The sequence below is a fragment of the Mariniflexile maritimum genome (genome assembly GCF_009746565.1).
GTDB classification, from domain to species: domain Bacteria; phylum Bacteroidota; class Bacteroidia; order Flavobacteriales; family Flavobacteriaceae; genus Mariniflexile; species Mariniflexile maritimum.
The window spans coordinates 66194-88712 of the sequence record NZ_WRPN01000011.1; the positions used below are offsets into that span (position 1 = coordinate 66194).

Consider the following 22519-nt stretch of genomic DNA (forward strand, 5'->3'; position numbering starts at 1 on the left):
TATGAAGTACAAACTAATTATAATTTTTACTTTTCTGTTGTCAATCGTAGGATTTTCCCAAGAAAACCAACAAGGCTTCAGTTTACAGGAAGCCATTAATTTTGCCTTGCAGAACAACCGAACCGCCAAAAACGCTTCCTTGGATATTGAAGCCGCCAAACAGCAAAAATGGGAAACCACTTCTACGGGCCTGCCGCAAATCTCGGCCGATATAAGCTACCAAAATTTCTTAAAGCAACAGGTGTCCTTAATTCCTGCCGAGTTTTTTGGAGGCAACCCTGGCGAGTTTGCCGAAATTGCCTTTGGCACCAAACAAAGCGTTAACGCCACGGCTACCTTAAGCCAGAAACTATTTGATGGCTCGTACCTTGTTGGTTTGCAATCGGCGAAAGTGTTTCTGGAAATCTCGAAAAACGCCAAGACAAAAACCGATTTGGAAATTAGAAAAGCGGTAATAAATGCCTACGGCAATGTATTGCTTGCCGAAGAAAGTGTAGCCATTCTTGAAAAAAACAGGGCCATCCTTGAAAAAAACCTAAACGACATCACAAAAATGTATGAAAATGGGCTGGATGAAGAAGAAAGCGTGGAGCAACTACAAATTACTTTATCGGGGGTTGAAAGCTCATTAAAAAACACCGTTCGATTAAAAACCCTAGCCTACCAAATGCTAAATATAACACTAGGTTTGGATGTTTACAACCGCACCGTTTTAACCGATAGCCTCGAAAGCTTAACGGTACAAAATATAACGTTGGAACTTGTTGACGCGCAGTTAAACCTTGAAAATTCCATCGATTACCAAATTGCCGAAAACGACAAACGCTCCAAAGAACTTTTGCTCAAGCTCGAAAAAAGCAAAGCCCTACCTACCCTAAACGCTTTTATTAACGGTGGCTACAATGCGTTTGGCAACAAGTTTGAGTTTACAAACAAGGACCAAAAATGGTTTGGCTCTTCGCTATTTGGAGTCAATATGCACATTCCTATATTTAGCTCGTTAGGTAGAAGCGCCGCCACACAACGCGCGAAAATCAATCTTCAAAAATCTGAAAACGATTTATTGGAAACCGAACAAAAATTACAACTACAAGCGGCATCGGCAAAAAGCGATTACCAATTTGCCATTGAAGATTACGACAATAAAAAACAAAACCTAAACCTTGCCGAACGCATTGAACAAAAAAACGAGACCAAGTTTTTTGAAGGCCTCTCATCGAGTTTCGATTTAAGGCAGGCACAAACACAATTATATACGGCGCAACAAGAATTTTTACAAGCGATGCTGGATGTTATTAACAAAAAAGCCGCTTTGGAAACCATATTAAACACCATCACCATAAACAACTAGCCCTATGAAATGAGCATTTCAGAAAATTGGAAAAAACCAGTAATGATTTGCAAATTGCATAACACTTTTAAAATCAATAAAAAAATTGAACCTATGAAAAAAATAATAACCATCATCGGTATTGCTTTAGTTTTTTCTTCTTGCGGAAAAAAAGAAATGTCTGTTGAAGAATTAGCGGCAAAAGGCAATTTGCCCGAATTGCGGGCTAAAAAACAAGCCTTGGGCCAACAGCAAACCGAGTTAAAACGCCAGTTAAGCATCATTGAAAACAAGATTAACGAACTGGATAAAACCAAACATCAAACCATTGTAACAACCTTAACGCTTAAAGATACTATTTTCAAGCATTATACTGAAGTACAGGGCGATGTGGAAACCAACCAAAACATCATCATTTACCCACAGTTTTCGGGTACCCTAACACAAATTTACGTGAAAGAAGGCCAAACCGTAAGCAAAGGGCAGCTACTCGCTAAAATTGATGATGGCGGCCTTTCAAGCCAATTGGCACAAGTACAGGCGCAAACGGCATTGGCCGAAACCACCTTTGAGCGCCAATCGCGTTTATGGGAACAAAAAATTGGTAGCGAAATTCAATTTTTACAAGCTAAAACCAATTACCAAGCAGCAAAAAATTCGTTGGCACAGTTGCAAAAACAATTGGATAAAACCAACGTAAGAGCACCCTTTAATGGCACCATCGACCAAATTATTACCGACCAAGGTAGCTTGGTAAACATAGGGCAAAGTCCGTTAATGCGCATAGTAAACACCAGCGACATGTATGTAAAGGCCGATGTGCCCGAAAACTATTTGGGCAAGGTAAACAAAGGCTCGGAGGTACTGGTCGATTTTATTTCAATAGGAAAAACCTATACCGGAAAAATTCGCCAAGTATCCAACTACATCAATCCAGACAACCGAAGCTTCAGCATTCAAGTAGCACTTCCTAATAAGGATAATATATTGAAACCCAATTTAATAGCAACCATAAAATTGAACGATTACATTTCAAACAATACCATTGTTATCCCCAATAGCATTGTTCAAAAAAACAGCAACAACGAGTCTTTAATCTTTATTTATACACCAGAGCAAAACAACTCGGGCACTGTAAAACAAACCGTAATAAAAACCGGTAAAGAACAAAATGGCAGTATTGAGGTGTTGGATGGCTTAAAACCAGGCGATATGATTGTTATTGAAGGCGCCAGAACGCTGCGCGATGGGCAAGAAGTAAGCACTAAAAACAAAGCAAATGAGCACTAAAAACAACTACAACGATTTTAAGCTCTCAACATGGGCTATTGATAACCGAATGACAATTTACGTCATCATCCTCATTGTGATGGTTGGTGGTTCCATGGCCTATTTTAGCATGCCCCGGGAATCGTTCCCCGAGATTGTTGAAACCAAAATTTATGTAAGCACGCTCAATCCGGGAAATTCTGCCGAAGATATCGAAAAGTTCATTACCGAACCACTTGAAGAAGAGTTTAAGGACATAAGCGATGTGCGGGAAATTACCTCGCAAACCCTTCAGGATTACTCAACCATTTTGGTAGAATTTGAAGAAGATGTACCCATAGCCGAAGCCAAACAACGCGTTAAGGATAAAATTGACCAAGTAAAAACCGATGTTACCTGGCCTACTTTAAGCAACGGCTCCAAGGCCGAACCCAATGCCTTCGATATGAACATTTCGGAAGAATTTCCCATCCTGAACATCAACCTAACGGGCGATTACACGTCGGAACAACTCAAAGAATATGCAGAACACCTCCAAGATAAAATAGAATTATTATCGGAAATTAAGGAAGCCACCATACGCGGTGTGGACGATAAAGAGGTGGAAGTTGCGGTTGATATTTATAAAATGAGTGCCGCCATGGTAAGCTTTGATGATATTATCAATGCCATCAATTATGAAAATAAAACCATCTCGGGGGGCAACATCATTAATGACGATTTTCAAAAAAACATCCGTATTATTGGTGAAATCGATTCACCATCGGAGCTTGAAAACATTGTTGTAAAAAAAGATGGCGGCAATGTGTATTTAAAGGATATTGCAACGATTTCCTTTAAGGAGCAGGATGCCACCACTTATGCGCGGGAATATGGCGACCCCGTGGTGATGCTGGATGTAAAAAAACGCTCGGGCAAGAACATGATTGAAGCCGTTGAGCAAATTAAGGAAATCATCAAGAAAGAAAAAGCAAATTACTACCCTGAAGGTTTGCAAATTACAACCTCCAACGACCAATCCATCAAAACCGAAAACCAAGTAAACGATTTGGTAAATAACATCATTTTTGGGGTTATCTTGGTAGTGGGCGTATTGATGTTCTTTTTAGGCTTCAGAAACGCCTTGTTTGTTGGGTTTGCCATTCCGCTTTCTATGCTCATGTCGCTCATCATATTAAGTTCGTTTGGTTACACCATGAACACCATGATTTTATTTGGCTTGGTTATGGGGCTTGGTATGTTGGTTGACAATGGCATTGTGGTAGTAGAAAACGTGTATTCACTCATGTCGCAAGGCATGCCAAGGTTAAAGGCCGCCAAACAGGGCATGGGCGAAATTGCATGGCCCATCATCGCTTCAACCGCAACCACGTTAGCAGCGTTTTTTCCGCTTGGTTTATGGCCCGGAACCATAGGTAAATTCATGATTTATTTCCCCATTACACTATCGGTGGTATTAACCTCATCATTGTTTGTGGCGCTGCTTATCAATGCAATGCTTACCGCCCATTTTATGAAAACCGAAGAAGCGCCTTTAAGCAAGCGCAAATTAATCCGGTGGAGCTTGATCATGCTTTTTGTTGGCGTTTTATTGTTGGCCAGTGGATTGAGCATCAATTCCGGAGCTTTGGTAGGTTTTGGAAATTTGGCCATTCTAACCGCTATCATGCTTTGGGCCTATAAATACTTCCTTAAAGACGCCATTGATTATTTTCAATATGATGCCCTAAAAAAATTAGAGGATTTATATGAAAGAACCCTTAGTAAATTCATAAACGGCAAAATGGCCTATGTTGTGTTGATTGGCACCTTTATCTTGCTGATATTTTCGTTTATTTTAACAGGCATTGCACAACCTAAAGTATTGTTTTTCCCTGAAAACGAACCCAATCAAATCATCACTTATATTGAATATCCCGAAGGTACCGCCATTGAAAAAACCAACGAGCTTACCAAAAAAATCGAGGAGCGCGTTTACAAGGCCATCAAAAAATATGAAGATGCCAATGGTTATAATTATATGGTAGAATCGGCCGTATCGCAAGTGGGCAAAGGTTCTGGAAACCCGCAAACCGATGGCGGCAACCAAAGTGATATGCCCCATCGGGCCAAAGTGACGCTTTCCATGCGCGATTTCCAGTTGCGACGTGGCGTAAAAAGTAGCACTGTTTTAGAAGAAGTAAGGCACGCCGTAAAAGGCTTTCCGGGTGCTTCGGTAGTGGTTGAAAAAGACGCTGCGGGACCACCAACGGGCTATCCCATAAACATTGAGATTATAGGTGAAGATTACGACCAAATGCTTGTGGAAGCAAAAAGGATGCGGGCGCATATTGAAGAACTAGGCGTTGCTGGTATTGAAGAACTTAAAGTTGATGTGAACAAATCGAAAACCGAACTCGATTTGCGCATCGACCGCCAGAAGGCAGGACAGTTGGGTGTTTCAACCGCACAAATAGGCAACACCATCCGTCGCTCCATCTTCGGGCAAGAAGCCTCTACTTTTAAGGACGGTGAGGATGATTATCCAATAAACGTGCGCTTCAACAATGCCAATAGGTACGATGAGAGCACCATTTTAAATCAGCCCATCACCTTTAGGAACAACAAAGGGCAATTGGTGCAAATCCCTATTTCGCCACTGGTTCAAAAAACAAACATTGAAGCGTTTAACGTTATTAAACGAAAAGACCTAAAACGCGTTATCACACTGTACTCCAATGTTATAGGTGGTTACAATGCTACCGAAATTGTAACCGAACTAAAACAGGATTTAAAAAATTACGATACACCCGAGGGCATCACCTATAAATTTACTGGCGAGCAAGAAGAACAGGCCGAAAACCAAGCCTTTCTACTAAAAGCCCTATTGTTTGCCCTAGGTGGTATTTTATTAATTTTGGTGGCACAGTTCAGTTCCATTTCTAAACCTATCATCATTCTTAGTGCGGTGGTATTGAGTTTAGCAGGCGTATTTTTAGGTTTGGTTATTTTCCAGATGGATTTTGTGGTTATTATGACCATGATGGGCATTATCTCGCTGGCAGGTATTGTGGTAAACAACGCCATCGTGCTTATCGATTATACCCAAATTCTCATCGACCGCAAAAAAGAGGAATTGGGTGTCGACACCGAACAGTACCTCACCAAACAAATGTATTTCGACCTTATAATCGCTGGCGGAAAATCGCGTTTGCGCCCCGTGCTTTTAACGGCAATCACAACGGTTTTAGGGTTAATTCCGTTGGCGGTTGGATTGAATATCGATTTCTTCGGATTGTTTACCAAATTCGACCCCAATATTTATGTGGGTGGCGATAACGTTATCTTTTGGGGCCCGTTGGCATGGACCGTTATCTTCGGGTTGATTTTTGCAACCTTCCTCACCCTGGTAGTGGTTCCAGCCATGTTTTATTTATCCAACCGTGCCAAAATAAGATATGCCAAAGACGATAAGTTGCCTTTAGGCAAATAGCACCCTATTTTTTTAGCTACAAAAACTTCCAACTTAATAAACATTAGGTTTGGAGGTTTTTGTATTTTTAACAAATAATGTGTTTTATACCACATTTAAACAGATAACTCATTAAATTTGCAAGTTTAAATTGCCATGCAATAGCATTTGTAATGCTGTTAACATACCTTGATTAACATTTGTCTGTTGATTAATTTTTTTAATTTGACAAAAATCATTTAATTAGATAATTATCTTTACAAGATGTACAGAGAAAAACTAAAATTTATTGACCTCTTTTGCGGTATTGGTGGCTTTAGGATAGCTTTTGAGGAAGCTTGTGAGGAAAACCATATTCAACCAGATTGTGTGTTTTCTTCAGATATTGACAATTATGCACAAGAAAGCTACCAAGAAAATTTTGGTGAAAAGCCATTTGGCGACATTACCAAAATAGATGAAAATGATATTCCAGAACACGACATTCTCTTCGGTGGATTTCCCTGTCAGCCCTTTAGTATTATTGGGCAAATGAAAGGTTTAGACGATACAAGAGGAACACTTTTTTTTGATATTGCACGAATAATCGAGGCAAAAAAACAAACTGCTTATAGATTATGATAAAATCTGTACGTGAAAAATCGATACTCGCAGGATTGTTTCTTTCAAAGTTTGACAAGAAAGGTATTGAATCTTTGGGCTTACAAAGTTTTACTGAAGCTTTTAATATTTTGGCTTATACAATAGGAGCGAAACCTGCTTCTATAAAAAATTATAGAGACGAATTTGACCCATATTTTCCGAATAACAGAAAAGGTTGGCATAAAAGAGAATTCAGAGATTATTGTAAAATTGTTTATGATAAATATTCAAACTTAGATTTTTTATCTTTTCAAAAACTAATAAAATCTTTTACAATAGAAAATTATGATATTCAAGAAATAATAGCTCAGACTGATGAATGCGAAAACATGAATGCAATAGCAAAAAGATTATTAACTGGTAATGCAGCTGAAAAATATTTTATAAATAATTATAATTCTATTGCTAATTTTAATGGTTACAAGTTAAAACAAACTACGAATTTAGGTTGCGGTTTTGATTTTAAAATGTCAAATGATTCCGATTTTTATTGTGTTGAAGTTAAAGGTCTTTCAAAATCTTCGGGAAATATTTTATTTACTGAAAAAGAATTCAAAATGGCAGAAATCTACAACGAGCGATTTTGCCTTTTTGTTGTAAAAAATTTTGTTGAAAAGCCTTTTCACGAATATATTTTCAATCCTTTAGCCAGTAATTTGATATTTAAGAGAATTGAAACTCAAGTTACACAAATCAACTATACGTCTTCATTATGAACGAAAAGTGGGAATGTTATTTGTGTACTGATGAGTTTTCATTCGAAGAAAGAGTTTCTGGTTTTTTGGGAAATTTTCATCCCATTTGCAAAATATGTTCTGATAAATGTATTAGTCAAAAAAATGTTCATAAACATAGATTATCCTATCATTATAAATACGGTGAAATAACTATGTGTGGCGAAGTTCCAATTGAACGAAATAGATATAATCAAAATTGATGAATTTTTTAACGTGGTATCAACCACACGGTACTATTCACGAACATGTACCAGAACATACATTGATTTTAAAAATTAAACAACCTGAAAGATTGAACAAGGAAAAAATACTTGACACCATTGGATTTGATAAATCTTGGGTTACCATAGAACGAAAATAAAAACGATATACAATAAAGGGAATTATTCATAGCTGAGATACTCTCATTAAATAAAATTATGTACAGAAGTCACAATTGTGGTGAGTTGAACGCATCACATATCAATACCAAAGTAACCCTAGCAGGTTGGGTTCAAAAATCAAGGGATAAAGGTTTTATAGTTTGGGTCGATTTGCGCGACCGCTACGGCATCACGCAATTGGTTTTTGATGAGGAACGCAGCTCTAAAACCTTGTTGCAACAAGCACAAAACCTAGGGCGGGAGTTTGTTATACAAGTAAAAGGAACTGTGATTGAACGTGCTTCAAAAAACCCAAACATGCCAACGGGAGCCATTGAATTGTTGGTTTCAGAATTAACCATTTTAAATGAAGCCTTGTTGCCACCCTTCACCATTGAAGATAAAACCGATGGTGGTGAAGAATTGCGCATGAAATACCGCTACCTCGATATCCGTCGAAACCCCGTAAAAAACAGCTTGATTTTTAGGCACAAAGTAGCCCAGGCCGTTAGAAATTACCTTTCAAAAGAAGGGTTTATTGAAGTTGAAACACCTTATTTAATAAAATCAACTCCCGAAGGTGCACGCGATTTCGTGGTGCCTTCACGCATGAATGCGGGTCAGTTTTACGCCTTACCACAATCGCCACAAACCTTCAAACAATTGTTGATGGTGGGCGGTATGGATAAATACTTCCAAATTGTAAAATGCTTTAGGGATGAAGATTTACGTGCTGATAGACAACCGGAATTCACGCAAATAGACTGCGAAATGGCCTTTATCGAGCAAGAAGATATTTTAAATGCCTTTGAAGGCTTAACCCGGCACCTATTAAAAGAGGTAAACGGTGTGGAAGTGGAAAAATTCCCCAGAATGTTGTACGATGATGCCATGCGCCTATACGGAAACGATAAACCAGACATTCGTTTTGGAATGGAATTTTGTCCCCTAACCCCCAAAGAAGGGAACTTTGGTTTTCCTGTTTTTGATGATGCCCAATTGGTAGTAGGCATTACGGTTGAAGGTTGTGCACACTATACTCGAAAACAAATTGATGCCCTAATCGATTGGGTAAAACGCCCACAAATTGGCGCAAACGGCCTAGTTTGGATAAAATATAATGAAGATGGTAGCTTAACCTCATCTGTAAACAAGTTTTTTGATGAAGCTGCTTTAAAGCACTTTTCAGAAGAAATGAAAGCCAAAGCAGGCGACTTGATGCTTATTATGGCGGAAAGCACCAACAAGGTACGCAGTCAATTAAGTGCCTTGCGTATGGAACTGGCAGAGCAATTAGGCCTTAGAAAACCCAACGAATTTGCGCCCCTTTGGGTATTGGATTTTCCGTTATTGGAATGGGATGAGGACACCAAACGCTACCACGCCATGCACCACCCTTTTACATCGCCAAAACCAGGGCAGTTGGAATTGTTGAAAACAAACCCAGGCGCCGTAAAGGCCAATGCTTATGATTTGGTATTGAACGGAAACGAAATTGGCGGTGGCTCTATTAGGATACACGACAAAGAAACTCAGGCCTTAATGTTTGACTATCTTGGGTTTACGCCCGAGCAGGCAAAAGCTCAATTTGGCTTTTTAATGGATGCCTTTCAATATGGCGCCCCACCACACGGCGGGTTGGCATTTGGGCTGGATAGATTGGTGGCCATTTTAGGTGGGCAGGAAACCATTAGGGATTTTATTGCTTTCCCAAAAAATAATTCGGGTCGTGATGTTATGATCGATGCTCCGGCGGCCATCGATAATTTACAGTTGCAAGAACTTCATCTAAAGGTCGAACTTTAAACAATGGGGAATAAGGTTCATAACAAATTAAACCAACTAGCGGCCACAGCCATTTGTGGCAACGATATAAGCTCTTCGGTTCTATATGTATCGGCACTGGCCATCGCTTTTGCTGGTCAGTACGCTTGGATAACCTTGTTAATAGTTTCTGTCGTCCTGTTCTTGTTTCGGAAAATTTATGGGGAAGTAGTGGGAGCATTACCTTTAAACGGTGGTGCCTATAATGCGTTGCTCAATACCACCAGTAAGCTAATGGCTTCGTTTGCAGCCACATTAACCTTGCTTTCATATATGGCAACGGCAGTCATTTCGGGCAATGAGGCCATTCATTATTTACATCATTTAATCCCATCAATGCCCATAATATTGGTAACGGTTGGGTTGCTGTCGTTTTTTGCTTTGCTTACCATTGGGGGTATTAAGGAGTCTTCAAAAGTAGCCATTGGCATTTTTTTATTTCACCTTACCTCTTTAGCCATATTGAGTGGTTTTATCATATATTTTCTTTTTTATAACGGTATTGGCGTGTTTTTCCAAAATTGGAACATGCCCGCGCAACATGGCAGCATTACCATTGCCATATTTTTAGGATTTGCGGCCTCCATGCTTGGTGTTTCTGGGTTTGAAAGTTCTGCAAATTTTGTAGAGGAACAAGAAAAAGGCGTGTTTCCCAAAACACTTAGAAACATGTGGATGGTTGTAAGTGTTATTAACCCGCTTATGGCCATTTTCGCTTTGGCCTTATTTACATTACCTGTTTTGCAAGGCAGTGAATTTCAAAATACCTTATTAATTAAAATGGGCGACCATGTGGGTGGTAATTGGATTGCTACCCTTGTGTCCATCGATGCCTTTTTGGTGTTAAGCGGTGCGGTATTAACAAGTTTTGTTGGTGTTTCTGGTTTATTGGAACGTATGACCTTGGACCGCATCTTGCCACCGTTTTTTTTGAAACGAAATTCAAGAGGCAGTTCTTATAGAATCATAATCATGTTTTTGATTTTATGCATTTCGGTATTAATTATCACCAATGGCGACGTGAGTTTATTGGCGGGTGTTTATACCATTTCGTTTTTATCGGTCATGGTTTTATTTGGCATAGGAAACATATTGCTTAAAGTGCGAAGAAACCAGTTGCCACGACCAGAGAAAGCCACTTGGGGCGCAGTACTACTTGCCATAACGGCTGTTATTATTGCTTTGGTGGGAAACATTACCATGCCTCCAAAACCAGGTAACCCCAGCAACTTTTCTGTGTTTTTAAAGTATTTTATCCCAACCATCATTTTCATCATTATTATGTTGAACAGGATTGTGCTTCTCAATTTCCTATTGAATGTTATCCATAGCGTTTTCGACCCTGTGCGCAGTTTGGTGTTAAGAACCGACAAGAGGATACTTTCAACCATTAATAAAATAAATTCGCAGGAATTTGTTTTCTTTACCAAAGGCGACAATATAGCAACCCTTAATAAGGTTATGTTATACATTACCAGAAACGAGCATACAAAAAAACTTAAAATAGTTTTAGCGTTGGACAAAGATGATGTTGTGCCCAAAAACCTACCGCAAGAAATTGATTTTTTAGATAGGGAATACCCCGATATTAAAGTTGAATTTGTGGTTGAACAAGGGAAATTCAGTCCAGAATTAATAAGAAACTTATCAAAAAAATGGAACATCCCCATTAATTTTATGTTTATTGGCTCGCCCAGTGATAAGTTTCCCTATCGCGTTCAAGATTTAGGAGGCGTTCGGTTGATTATTTAAACACTTGAAAAAACATTAAAATTGAACGACAGATTTAAGCATCTGCGTTCAATTTATTAGTTTATTACCAAAATACATTATGCCAAAACAAACAATTTTAAAACAAATTCTTATCTGGAGGGCAAAACACATTTCCCATAAACAATTTGTTTATATTTTAAGCATTATTATTGGTTTTACCTCTGGTGTTGGCGCGGTGGTTTTAAAAAACTTGACCCACTTTATCCAGCATCTGTTGGAAGGAAACCTTATAAAATACTACCACCATGCATTTTATTTTGTGTTCCCTATTATTGGGCTTACTCTTGTTTATTTTTCAATAAAATATATCATTCGTAATAAGGTAAGCCACGGTATTCCTTCTACCTTGTTTGCAATTTCAAAACGTAAGGGCATTATAAAACAATACCAAATGTTTGGTTCGTTGTTAACGGCACCACTAACGGTGGGCTTTGGTGGTTCGGTGGGTTTGGAAGGTCCAACAGTGGCCACGGGTGCCGCCATTGGCTCGAACATTTCAAGAATGTTCCACATGAACCAAACCACCCGCAATTTATTGATTGGCTGTGCTGCTGCGGGTGCCATGAGCTCTATTTTCAAGGCCCCTATTGCCGCATTGATTTTTGCCATAGAGGTTTTTAGCCTCGATTTAACCATCGCCTCCATGTTGCCGCTTTTACTCGCATCGCTTTCGGCTATTTTAACCTCGTATTTTTTCTTTGGCGACGATGTAATCTTGCCTTTTAGGATTGAGGACAAATTTTCCATTGCCGATGCGCCGTTCTATATGATACTTGGCGTTTTTGCTGCCATTGTTTCTATTTATTTCACACAGGTTTATGATAAGTTCCAAACCTTTTTTGATAAAATAAGTTCGCCCATTAAACGCTTGTTTATTGGTGGCATTGCTTTAGGTATCCTTATTTATTTTGTTCCGCCACTTTACGGTGAAGGATTTGACGTTATCAATAATCTTATTGTTGGAAATGCCGAAAAAGCCCTGGAAAACAATTTTATGCAAATGGACACTTCCAATATTTGGATTGTTGTAATGCTATTAACTGGATTGGTTATTTTTAAAATTATAGCTAGTGCATTAACCTTTGGCGCAGGTGGCGTTGGCGGTATTTTTGCACCTACGCTTTTTATGGGCAGCATTATGGGCAATTGCCTAGCTAAGATCATAAACCATTGCGGGCTCTTTAATGCCCCTGTTTCCGAAAGTAATTTTACCCTTGTTGGAATGGCCGGCTTATTGGCAGGGGTTTTGCATGCGCCTTTAACCGCCATTTTCTTAATTGCAGAACTTACAGGTGGCTACGAACTGTTTATCCCCTTAATGCTTACCGCAACCATTTCGTATGGATTGACAAAATTCTTCAGTTCACATTCGGTTTACAATATGGAACTGGGCAGAAAAGGCGAATTGATAACCCATGATAAAGACCATGCCGTTTTAACCCTTATGGATATTGATAAAGTTATTGAAGATAATTTTGTAACCATAACATCCAACATGAATTTGGGCGAAATTGTACACACCGCCGTTATTAAATCGAACCGAAATATTTTTCCGGTGGTAAAAGCAAAAACACATGAGCTGGTGGGCGTTATCCTTTTAGATGATTTAAGGCCCATTATGTTCGACCAAGATTTATACGGTGAGGTGGTTGCCCACGATATTATGCAGCCCGCACCCGAGATCATCGATATTGAAAAAGATAAAATGACCGATATTATGAGGAAGTTTCAAGACAGTAGCGCATGGAACCTACCCGTAGTAAAAAATAATGTGTATATTGGATTTATTTCAAAATCGAAACTGTTAACAGCTTATAGACGACAGCTCATCAATTTTACAAAAGAGGTTTAGGTTGTGGACAAAACACGGCTCTAAACATGTTAAGTGAACCTGAAAAACAACAAATTTCTAATGAAAACCCTAATATTGCTCCTTTTTTTAGCTTCCTTTGGAAGTATGCTTGCAGGTTATTTTTTAAACAGCCCCTATTCTGAAAAACTTATAGGTTTTGGCGTATGCGGCCTGTTTTTAATCGTGTTCCCATTGTTTTCATATTACCGTTGGAAAGATAAAAACATGAAAGACTATATGCTTACCAAAGAGAATCTGGATAAAATGCGCGAACGCGAAGGCGATAAACGGCGTTAAATGCGGCGTTACTTCATGTTTCAAACATCATTGGAATTTCTATTGAAGCAGTTCGCAAACATTCAACTTTAATAATTTTAGCAATTTATAAACGGCTTTTAAAAGTTTGTATCGTATTTTCGCACTATGAAAAAGGGCATTTTATTAGTAAATCTTGGTTCTCCTGATAGTCCGGAACCAAAAGACGTTAAAAAATATTTAGGCGAATTTTTAATGGACGAGCGCGTTATAGATATACCGCTTATTGCCAGAACCGCTCTTGTAAAAGGCATTATTTTAAAAACACGCCCCAAAGCTTCAGCGGCAGCGTATAAAAAAATATGGTGGAACGAAGGCTCGCCCCTTATTGTTCTATCGGAAAGACTTCAAAAAAAATTACAAAAACAAACGCCTTTACCCGTAGCCTTGGCCATGCGCTATGGCAGCTTGACCATAAAAAGAGGGCTTCAGGAATTGGTTGACAAAGGCGTTGAGCATGTACTTTTGTTTCCGCTCTATCCGCAGTTTGCCATGGCAACCACCGAAACCATAACGGTATTGGCAGAAGAACTACGCCAACAGCATTTTCCAAATCTGAAAATAGAATCGGTGCCAGCGTTTTACAACAAGCCCGATTATATTGAAGTGCTTTCAAATGCGATAAAAAATCATTTGAAAGATAAAAATTATGAGCACTTATTGTTTTCCTATCATGGTGTGCCAGAACGCCATATCCGCAAAAGCGATGTTACCAAATCGCATTGCAAAATTGATGGTAGTTGCTGCATAACCCCCAGTAGGGCACATGAATTTTGTTATAGGCACCAATGCTTGGAAGTTACCAGATTGGTTGCCGCAAAACTTCAATTACAGGAAGGTACCTATTCCACATCGTTCCAGTCGCGGTTAGGGTTCGACCCCTGGCTACAACCTTATACCGACAGAACCATTGAGCGCTTAGGAAAACAAGGCGTCAAATCAATGGCGATTGTAACCCCTGCTTTTGTGAGCGATTGTTTGGAAACCTTGGAAGAGATAGCCATGGAAGGTGAAGAAATTTTTCATGAAATGGGCGGAAAGGACTTTACAACCATCCCTTGTTTGAACGATGATGATGCCTGGGTCGCCTTACTTTCAAAATGGATAGATACTTGGGCAACGTCAAACACAGAACCGGTATAATGGCAAAAACGGCTTCAGAGGATTTAGGATCGCAACCCATTGGAAAGATTTTAATAAAACAGGCTGTACCTGCTTCCATTGGCATTTTAGTGATGTCGCTTAACATTTTGGTCGATACCATTTTTGTAGGCCATTGGATAGGCTCCACGGCCATTGCTGCCATTAATGTGGTATTGCCGGTTTCTTTTTTTATCGGTGCTTTGGGAATGGCCATTGGTATTGGAGGATCTTCGGTAATATCGCGGGCTTTGGGTGCCGAAAATTCAAAAAAAGCCCTTAAAACCTTTGGCAACCAAATTACGCTTACCTTAATACTTACCGTTAGTTTGGCCGTTTTGGGCCTGGTGTTTCGTAACAGCATCATCGATTCGTTTGGAGGTAAAGGCGCTATTTTTGAGCCTGCTAAAATATACTATACCATTGTATTGTACGGGGTGCCGTTTTTAGCCTTGTGCATGATGGGAAATACCGTTATTAGGGCCGAGGGAAAACCTAAGTTTGCCATGTATGCCATGATGATTCCGTCGGTAAGCAATTTGCTTATGGATTACATTTTCATAAATCTACTTGATTTTGGAATGGAAGGCGCTGCTTGGGCAACCTCACTTTCGTATGTATTGTGCCTTGGTTTTATAGTATGGTACTTCTTATCGAAACATTCAGAATTAAAAATTGATTTCACACATTTTGGGTTAAACCCGGGCATTGTTTCAGAAATTGGTTCCTTGGGCTTTGTTACCTTGGCGCGACAAGCGGTGGTAAGCATTACTTACCTGTTTATGAACAACATTTTATTCGACCTTGGTGGCGAAACCTCGGTTACCGCCTACGCCATTGTGGGGCGCATGCTTATGTTTGCCATGTTTCCCGTACTGGGCATTACACAAGGCTTTTTGCCCATTGCTGGTTATAATTATGGCGCACAAAATTATGCAAGGGTTCGGGAAAGCATCAATAAGGCCATTAAATATGCCACGGTTCTTTCCACCGTAATATTTATTATTTTAATGGTATTCCCCGTTGCAATAACCCACATGTTTACTACCAATTTGGACGTTATCCAACAAACGCCAAACGCCATGCGCTGGGTATTTGCAGCAACACCTATTATTGCTGTGCAACTTATTGGAGCGGCGTATTTTCAATCTATTGGGAAAGCGCGTCCTGCCCTTTTGCTAACCTTGACGCGCCAAGGCATTTTCTTTATCCCGTTGATATTGATTTTGCCTAAGTTTTATGGCGAATTGGGGGTTTGGATATCCTTCCCTATTTCCGATGTGCTTTCTACCCTAGTTACAGCATATTTTCTGAATAAAGAAGTAAAGGCCACTTTAATCAATAAACCTGTATAGATATGGAGTTTTACTACTACATCAAAGCGTTTCATCTTATTTTTGTAATTACTTGGTTTGCAGGTCTTTTTTATATTCCGCGCCTGTTTGTTTACCAAATTGAAGCGTTCCACAAACCAATGCCCGACAAGGAAATATTGGGTAAGCAATTAAAACTTATGGCCAAACGCCTTTGGTTCATCATTACGTGGCCATCGGCTATTTTAGCATTGCTTTTTGGTTTGGTTTTATTTTACATAAACCCGAGTTTGATTTATTTTGATTGGATGCAAGTTAAAATAGGTTTCATTGTTTTACTTATTTTTTACCATTTAAAAACGCACCAATATTACACCCAATTACAAAACGGCATTGTTAAAAAATCCTCAAGTTTTATGCGCATCTGGAATGAAGGTGCCACCTTTATTTTGTTTGCCGTTATTTTTTTGGTGATGCTAAAGAACGCCTTCAATTGGGTTTGGGGCATTATTGGCCTTTTTGTTTTGGGCATATTAATCATGCTAGGATTTAAGGTTTATAAAAACATACGCGACAAAAACCCGGATGCCTAACTGAAATTTCAATTATAAAGCACCAAATGCCAAGATACTGGATTTGGGATTTGGAATTTCATTTCTTTTTAGATTTTTACAATTAGGGTTTTTGGTGCAATTATTGCTATATTTAACTATCAAAAATAAGCATGAAACTTAAAAAGCTGTCGTTACGAACCCGTATTTTTATTGCCATGATCCTTCTGGTATTCATGGCATCCATACTTATTTCAACGGTTGCCATTTACCAATATAAAGAACAGAGCGAAAATTATCATAGAGACCGTTTACAGAGCAAGGAAGCAAACATCCAAACCCATTTAAGGCGCGTTTTAAACGGCAGGCAAAACACTTGGGAAGTAAAAACCGAAAACATCCCCATTATTTTTAAGGAAGAAGTTTTCAATATTGCCGACATTCATAAACTTCAAATTAATTTATACGATTTAGAAGGCTCCTTGCTCATTTCCTCGAAGGCAGGGATACAAAACAATGCGGCCGACCAATGTTTGGATGCCGAAATTTTAAATGCCATTTCAAATACTGCAACCCACCGTTTTGTTGATAAACGTTTAGAGAACGGTGAAACCTTCCAGTCGTCATACACCTATTTACTAGACCAAAAATCGAAGGAATTGGCCATTTTGAATATTCCTTATTTAGAGAAAGACGATTTTTTGACCAAAGAGCTGTTTGAATTTTTAAAACGTATTGCCTTTGCCTTTATTTTTGTGCTGCTCATGGCCATGGGCATTGCCTTTTGGTTATCAAAATACATAACAAAATCGTTAAAAACCATTGGCGATAAAATGGTTGCCACCCGTTTAGAGAAACGCAACCAAAAAATTGTGGTTGATGATATAAGTGAAGAAATCTCAAATTTGGTCGTTTCTTACAACAGCATGATTGATGAACTGGAAGCCAGTGCCATCCAACTAGCTAAAAGCGAGCGCGAACAGGCATGGCGGGAAATGGCGAAACAGGTGGCGCACGAAATAAAAAACCCACTAACGCCCATGCGCTTAACGGTACAAAATTTTCAGCGGAAGTTTAATCCTAACGACGAGCACATCCATTCAAAATTAGATGAATACAGTAAAACACTCATTCAGCAAATAGATACGATGAGCGCCATAGCATCGGCCTTTTCAAATTTCGCCAAAATGCCCGCGCAACAAAATGAAACCTTAAACGTGGTAAGTATCGTGAAACTGGCACTTGAGATTTTTAATGAAGATTACATTGCCTTTACTGCCGAATCGAATGAAATTATTGCAAAACTAGACCGCACCCAATTAATACGTGTTGTTACAAATTTGGTAAAAAACGCTATTCAGGCCATGCCAGAAAACCAAGCACCAAAAATAGACATTCATGTTGGCACCGATGCTTCAAACGTCATTATTACGGTTGCCGATAATGGCATAGGGGTTTCCGAAGAAAATAAAACCAAGGTTTTCGAGCCCAAATTCACCACAAAAACAAGCGGTATGGGCTTGGGGCTTGCCATGGTAAAAAACATTGTTGAAACCTATAAGGGCACCATAACGTTCATTTCAAATAAAGAAAAAGGCACCATATTTAAAGTAACCTTTCCTAAAGTGCACTTTTTCAATTAAATAAAAAATAAAATCATGACATACAACAACATTTTTTTAAATACAAACAACCACATTACTACCATAACCATCAATCGCCCGAACAAACTCAATGCGCTAAACATTGAAACCATTGCAGAATTGCACGAAGCATTTAAAACTTTAGAAAACGACAGAAACACAAAAGTTATAATTGTAACGGGAAGCGGAGAAAAAGCCTTTGTTGCGGGAGCCGATATTAGCGAATTTGCCCACTTTAACGTTAATGAAGGCACAAAACTAGCTGCCAACGGCCAAAAACTGCTATTCGATTTTGTGGAAAACCTATCAAAGCCCGTTATTGCGGCAGTTAACGGTTTTGCACTAGGTGGCGGTTTGGAACTCGCCATGGCTTGCCATTTTAGGATTGCCAGCGCCAATGCAAAAATGGGCTTGCCCGAAGTATCGCTTGGCGTAATTCCAGGTTATGGCGGAACCCAGCGTTTACCGCAATTAATAGGGAAAGGGCGCGCCATGGAACTTATTATGAGCGCCAGCATGATTGATGCAACCCAGGCCCTAAATTATGGGTTGGTAAACCACGTTACAGCCCAAGAAGAATTACTGCCACTTTGCGAAAAAATAGCGAACAAAATAGCCCTTAACTCATCGGTTGCCATTCGCTCTGCCATTAAAGCCATTAATGCCCATTTTAAAGACGGCATAAATGGCTATGATATTGAAATACAGGAATTTGGAAACTGTTTTGGTTCAGACGATTTTGCTGAAGGCACTACAGCATTCCTTCAAAAACGGAAAGCTGATTTTCCGGGGGAATAATACACAACACCCGATTTTAAAATTTAAAAAGCCCAAAAACATTCTGTTTTTGGGCTTTTAGCGTACATTGAAAATTCCCTGGTGGAGAAGATGGGACTGCTATTTCCAAACCTATACAAACCAAAGCAAATCTAAAATTAATATAATTAATTGATTATAAATTACTTATGTTTTGATAATACATAAAAACCATTGTATAAATTTGTATAAATTTGGATGTTTTTGCCTAAATGTGGGCTAAATGTGGGCTAGTTTTTGTATATTTATATAACAAAATCAGTCTAATTTATGGCATCAATTTACTTAATTATTCAGACCAAAAAAAGTCCAGCTGCAATATACTTACGTTTGCGTGATGGTCGAAATCTCGACATCAAATCAAAAACCAATTTTCATATTGACCCAATAAATTGGGATGATAAAGAACAACGCCCTACCAAAAAAGCGTTGAAAGATATAAATATTGCAAACTTAAATACAGATTTAGCAACTTTAAAAAATGACTTATTAAAAGAGTATAACAGTAGTAAAGGGAAAAAAATTATAGATGCTCAATGGTTAAAAGATTTCATCAATCCAAAACAAGAAAGCATTAAGCATACTAATAAATTGGTAGATTATATTGATACATTTATTGAATTTAAGAAAAGTGATGTAAAAAACAGCACTGTTAAAAAGTGTAATGTTATTAAAAATTTGCTATTACGTTACCAAGAACATACAAATTCAGTTTTAAATATTCGTGATATTGATGCAACGTTTAAATTAGATTTTGAAAAGTATTGTATTAAAGTTGGTTATGCACCAAATACAACTTCTAGAAATATTCGTTTTATAAAAACATTTTGCAGACATGCAAAAGCAAATGGCGTTGAAACGCATTATCAATTAGATAGCATCAAAGCTAAATATCATAAAGTCGATAATATTTATCTAGATGAAAAGGAAATTGAAGCCATTGAGAATATAAAAAACAATGATTTAACCGAAGGGTTAGAAAATGCACGCGATTGGCTATTAATAAGTTGTTTTTGCGGTCAAAGAGTATCAGATTTCCTGCGTTTTGATAAATCTATGATAAGGTATGAAAAAAATAAATCAGGTGATTTAAAGCCTTTAATTGAGTTTACACAGGTCAAAACAGGCAAGATTATGACAATACCTTTGCACTCAAAAATCATTGAAATATTAAAAAAATATGATGGAGATTTTCCAAGAAAAATATCAGACCAACGCTATAACGACCACATTAAAAACGTTTGTGAAAAAGCCAAGATAAACAAACCAACTCCTGGGGTTAAATTTGATAAGCTAACAAAAAAGAAAGTTAAAAAAGATTATGAAAAATGGGAATTAGTATCTTCGCATATAGGTCGTCGCTCTTTTGCAACCAATAATTATGGTAAAATTCCAACTTCTTTTTTAATGTACATCACTGGGCATACTACAGAAGCTATGTTTTTAACCTATATTGGCAAAAGCAACAAAGATATTGCGATGGAATTAACCAACTATTTTTAATAATGGAAATTAATATATACCCTTTCCCAAAATACAATATTAAGTTTAAGAAGTATAAAGAAGATTACGCATTAAGAACAGCGCATATAAAAACGGATAATGACATTATTATACATGAACACGACTATGAATTTGAGGAATGGGAAAGGGAATCTTTAGAGGAATTAAATACAATCCTTCAAAACGAAATAAAAGAGCTAAATGAAAATAAAACTTTTTTTTATGGCTGCAATCTCACCAACTATAAAAGCAATTATCATAAACGAATAGATGATTTTTTAGCGAATACAGATGATGCCACAGAATTAGATTTTATTCAAGAAGAAATAGAATATTTTGAAAATTCTATTTACGATATAGAAAATGCTGAAGCTTCACATGATGGCTATTCTGTAACAGGCATTCAAAATTTTTTGTATTTAATAAAAATAGTTGAAGCTATTGGTTTTCGTCAATTAAGTATTAGCACAAATAAAATAATTGAGTTTTTAAACGATAGAAAAAACGAGCTATCAAAAAAAACAATTAATATTAGTCTTAATGATGCTAATATCATAGAAGATAAACTAAACACACTAAAAACAGTTGAATTAAATTTAGACAATCTTATCGCATTTGGATTAGATCCAAATGCCACAAATGAAGAAGCTAATATTTGGGAAAAAGAAAACGAAGACATATTAATTGACTTTAAAAACAAAATTATTTACTACAATATAATTGCTCTTAAAAATGAAATTGGGTATTTAAATGAACAATTAGAAAACGAAGCAAAGAATATTAATAGTGAAGAGGATATACAAGCATTTGTAAATCATGTAGCATTAGAAGCTAAAAGTGATTTAAAATCCCTCTTTAATTCGATGCCAAAGGAAAATATAAGAGAATTTATTATAATGTTTTATAAAAATGTAGATGAAAAGGTTTCTTCTTTGAAAAATGTTGTTTTATCAAGTAAAATATCGAATTTTTTAAATAAAGATACAATTACATCAAATTTGAAAACCCAAACAATAAATACTACTAAAATTAAAAAAATTGCAGATAAATGGCATGCGCTTTTATATCTTATTGAAGTTGAAGTATATAAAAAAGATATTCCAACAAACTTTGAAGGTGCTTTTATAAAATCTAAAATAGAAGAAATAGGCAGACAGCGTTGTAAAAATTCAGGACAAGGATTTTACAGACAAGTTAAAGACCTAAAAGATAACATTAACAGTAATATTGATATTAAAAGACTTTTTAATGAAAATTGGAAAAATGTAATAATTGAACTATCAAAAAATGATGAAAACATCATTAAATATTTAAATACTTATTACAAATAAAACTCAGGTATTTTAAGGTATATACCTCAAAAATACCCACGAATATACCTGCTTTCATTTGCCCTGTATAACATTAAAAAATACAGGACATGCAAAACAATGCAATTTTACTTCAAAACCTATCGCTTGAAGAACTTCAAGAACTTATAGGTACATCCGTTAAAAACGGAATTCAAGAACTTCAAAATGAAATTCAAAACAAAGACAATTCAGAAGAATTGTTAACCAGAGAACAAACCTGTCAATTCCTAAAAGTGGATTCAAGCACTTTATGGGCGTGGACCAATAAAGGCAAGGTAAAAGCTTATGGTATCGGTGCAAGACGTTACTATAAACGCAGCGAATTAATGGAATGTTTAACCTTATTAAAAAAGTAAGCTATGAGCAATTTCTATGACGATGCCGAAAAGGCTTTTATAAGGTTAGAAGATAAATTAACATTAGTTCTAGCAAATATGAAAGGTGGTTTTAACCAAAACCCTGATGATGTATTTTTTGATAATCAAGAATTCCTTCAAATCATGCACATAAGTAAAAGAACTGCTCAACAATGGAGAGACAATGGTTATATAGGTTATTCCCAATTAGGCAATAAAATATATTATCGTTTTTCAGATATAAAAGCTTTACTAGACGAAAACTATAATCCTAAAATAGATAAATAGTT

The 22519-nt window shown here is 37.4% G+C and carries 19 protein-coding genes; all 19 read left to right on the forward strand.

The features are described 5' to 3' along the window. Position 1: 1 nt before the first annotated feature. The 19 genes from GQO80_RS13470 to GQO80_RS13560 all read left to right on the forward strand — a co-directional run bounded on the left by GQO80_RS13470 (position 2) and on the right by GQO80_RS13560 (position 22517). Positions 2-1351 carry a TolC family protein gene (locus GQO80_RS13470; RefSeq protein ID WP_157208889.1) on the forward strand — a complete coding sequence of 450 codons (1350 nt, stop codon included), beginning with the start codon at positions 2-4 and terminating at the stop codon, positions 1349-1351. Positions 1352-1444: 93 nt separating this feature from the next. Next, positions 1445-2620: an efflux RND transporter periplasmic adaptor subunit gene (locus GQO80_RS13475; RefSeq protein ID WP_157208890.1), complete on the forward strand. Its 1176-nt coding sequence runs from the start codon at positions 1445-1447 to the stop codon at positions 2618-2620. Then, positions 2610-6071, forward strand: a complete 3462-nt coding sequence (locus GQO80_RS13480) for an efflux RND transporter permease subunit (protein ID WP_157208891.1) — start codon at positions 2610-2612, stop codon at positions 6069-6071. Before GQO80_RS13475 ends, GQO80_RS13480 begins: the two co-directional genes overlap by 11 nt. 243 nt (positions 6072-6314) lie before the next feature. Next, positions 6315-6671, forward strand: a complete 357-nt coding sequence (gene dcm / locus GQO80_RS13485) for a DNA (cytosine-5-)-methyltransferase (RefSeq protein ID WP_232333188.1) — start codon at positions 6315-6317, stop codon at positions 6669-6671. Next, positions 6668-7408, forward strand: a complete 741-nt coding sequence (locus tag GQO80_RS13490; protein WP_157208892.1) for a protein NO VEIN domain-containing protein — start codon at positions 6668-6670, stop codon at positions 7406-7408. The genes dcm and GQO80_RS13490 overlap by 4 nt, the downstream gene beginning before the upstream one ends. Before the next feature lie 220 nt (positions 7409-7628). Next, positions 7629-7790 (forward strand): hypothetical protein, encoded by a 162-nt coding sequence (locus tag GQO80_RS13495; RefSeq protein WP_157208893.1) that lies wholly within the window; start codon positions 7629-7631, stop codon positions 7788-7790. A 58-nt stretch (positions 7791-7848) separates the two neighbouring features. Then, on the forward strand, positions 7849-9597 hold the full coding sequence (gene aspS / locus GQO80_RS13500; protein ID WP_157208894.1) for an aspartate--tRNA ligase: 1749 nt from the start codon (positions 7849-7851) through the stop codon (positions 9595-9597). A gap of 3 nt (positions 9598-9600) precedes the next feature. Continuing rightward, positions 9601-11367, forward strand: coding sequence for an APC family permease (locus GQO80_RS13505; protein WP_157208895.1), 1767 nt, complete (start codon positions 9601-9603; stop codon positions 11365-11367). Between the two features lie 79 nt (positions 11368-11446). After that, positions 11447-13240, forward strand: coding sequence for a chloride channel protein (locus tag GQO80_RS13510; RefSeq protein ID WP_157208896.1), 1794 nt, complete (start codon positions 11447-11449; stop codon positions 13238-13240). Positions 13241-13300: 60 nt separating this feature from the next. Then, positions 13301-13537: a hypothetical protein gene (locus tag GQO80_RS13515; protein WP_157208897.1), complete on the forward strand. Its 237-nt coding sequence runs from the start codon at positions 13301-13303 to the stop codon at positions 13535-13537. Positions 13538-13663: 126 nt separating this feature from the next. Beyond that, positions 13664-14698 carry a ferrochelatase gene (gene hemH / locus GQO80_RS13520; RefSeq protein WP_157208898.1) on the forward strand — a complete coding sequence of 345 codons (1035 nt, stop codon included), beginning with the start codon at positions 13664-13666 and terminating at the stop codon, positions 14696-14698. Further along, on the forward strand, positions 14698-16050 hold the full coding sequence (locus GQO80_RS13525; RefSeq protein ID WP_157208922.1) for an MATE family efflux transporter: 1353 nt from the start codon (positions 14698-14700) through the stop codon (positions 16048-16050). The genes hemH and GQO80_RS13525 overlap by 1 nt, the downstream gene beginning before the upstream one ends. Before the next feature lie 2 nt (positions 16051-16052). Then, a complete protein-coding gene (locus GQO80_RS13530; RefSeq protein WP_157208899.1) occupies positions 16053-16601 on the forward strand; it encodes a CopD family protein in 549 nt (182 codons plus the stop codon). Positions 16602-16732: 131 nt separating this feature from the next. Continuing rightward, a complete protein-coding gene (locus GQO80_RS13535; protein ID WP_157208900.1) occupies positions 16733-18202 on the forward strand; it encodes a sensor histidine kinase in 1470 nt (489 codons plus the stop codon). A gap of 15 nt (positions 18203-18217) precedes the next feature. After that, positions 18218-19000 (forward strand): enoyl-CoA hydratase/isomerase family protein, encoded by a 783-nt coding sequence (locus tag GQO80_RS13540; protein ID WP_157208901.1) that lies wholly within the window; start codon positions 18218-18220, stop codon positions 18998-19000. Between the two features lie 288 nt (positions 19001-19288). Then, a complete protein-coding gene (locus tag GQO80_RS13545) occupies positions 19289-20521 on the forward strand; it encodes a tyrosine-type recombinase/integrase (protein ID WP_157208902.1) in 1233 nt (410 codons plus the stop codon). Positions 20522-20523: 2 nt separating this feature from the next. Next, entirely contained in the window at positions 20524-21852 is a 1329-nt protein-coding gene (locus tag GQO80_RS13550) for a hypothetical protein (RefSeq protein ID WP_157208903.1), read from the forward strand. An 89-nt stretch (positions 21853-21941) separates the two neighbouring features. Further along, entirely contained in the window at positions 21942-22229 is a 288-nt protein-coding gene (locus GQO80_RS13555) for a helix-turn-helix domain-containing protein (protein WP_157208904.1), read from the forward strand. A gap of 3 nt (positions 22230-22232) precedes the next feature. Then, on the forward strand, positions 22233-22517 hold the full coding sequence (locus GQO80_RS13560; RefSeq protein ID WP_198037786.1) for a helix-turn-helix domain-containing protein: 285 nt from the start codon (positions 22233-22235) through the stop codon (positions 22515-22517). Positions 22518-22519 lie beyond the last annotated feature (2 nt).

Coding starts and splice junctions, on each gene's coding strand:
- GQO80_RS13535 (WP_157208900.1), top strand. CDS start 16,733: ATGAAACTTAAAAAGCTGTCGTTACGAACCCGTATTTTTATTGCCATG.
- GQO80_RS13505 (WP_157208895.1), top strand. CDS start 9,601: ATGGGGAATAAGGTTCATAACAAATTAAACCAACTAGCGGCCACAGCC.
- GQO80_RS13510 (WP_157208896.1), top strand. CDS start 11,447: ATGCCAAAACAAACAATTTTAAAACAAATTCTTATCTGGAGGGCAAAA.
- GQO80_RS13490 (WP_157208892.1), top strand. CDS start 6,668: ATGATAAAATCTGTACGTGAAAAATCGATACTCGCAGGATTGTTTCTT.
- GQO80_RS13475 (WP_157208890.1), top strand. CDS start 1,445: ATGAAAAAAATAATAACCATCATCGGTATTGCTTTAGTTTTTTCTTCT.
- GQO80_RS13495 (WP_157208893.1), top strand. CDS start 7,629: ATGAATTTTTTAACGTGGTATCAACCACACGGTACTATTCACGAACAT.
- GQO80_RS13540 (WP_157208901.1), top strand. CDS start 18,218: ATGACATACAACAACATTTTTTTAAATACAAACAACCACATTACTACC.
- GQO80_RS13515 (WP_157208897.1), top strand. CDS start 13,301: ATGAAAACCCTAATATTGCTCCTTTTTTTAGCTTCCTTTGGAAGTATG.
- GQO80_RS13560 (WP_198037786.1), top strand. CDS start 22,233: ATGAGCAATTTCTATGACGATGCCGAAAAGGCTTTTATAAGGTTAGAA.
- aspS (WP_157208894.1), top strand. CDS start 7,849: ATGTACAGAAGTCACAATTGTGGTGAGTTGAACGCATCACATATCAAT.
- GQO80_RS13480 (WP_157208891.1), top strand. CDS start 2,610: ATGAGCACTAAAAACAACTACAACGATTTTAAGCTCTCAACATGGGCT.
- GQO80_RS13525 (WP_157208922.1), top strand. CDS start 14,698: ATGGCAAAAACGGCTTCAGAGGATTTAGGATCGCAACCCATTGGAAAG.
- GQO80_RS13470 (WP_157208889.1), top strand. CDS start 2: ATGAAGTACAAACTAATTATAATTTTTACTTTTCTGTTGTCAATCGTA.
- dcm (WP_232333188.1), top strand. CDS start 6,315: ATGTACAGAGAAAAACTAAAATTTATTGACCTCTTTTGCGGTATTGGT.
- GQO80_RS13555 (WP_157208904.1), top strand. CDS start 21,942: ATGCAAAACAATGCAATTTTACTTCAAAACCTATCGCTTGAAGAACTT.
- GQO80_RS13545 (WP_157208902.1), top strand. CDS start 19,289: ATGGCATCAATTTACTTAATTATTCAGACCAAAAAAAGTCCAGCTGCA.
- hemH (WP_157208898.1), top strand. CDS start 13,664: ATGAAAAAGGGCATTTTATTAGTAAATCTTGGTTCTCCTGATAGTCCG.
- GQO80_RS13550 (WP_157208903.1), top strand. CDS start 20,524: ATGGAAATTAATATATACCCTTTCCCAAAATACAATATTAAGTTTAAG.
- GQO80_RS13530 (WP_157208899.1), top strand. CDS start 16,053: ATGGAGTTTTACTACTACATCAAAGCGTTTCATCTTATTTTTGTAATT.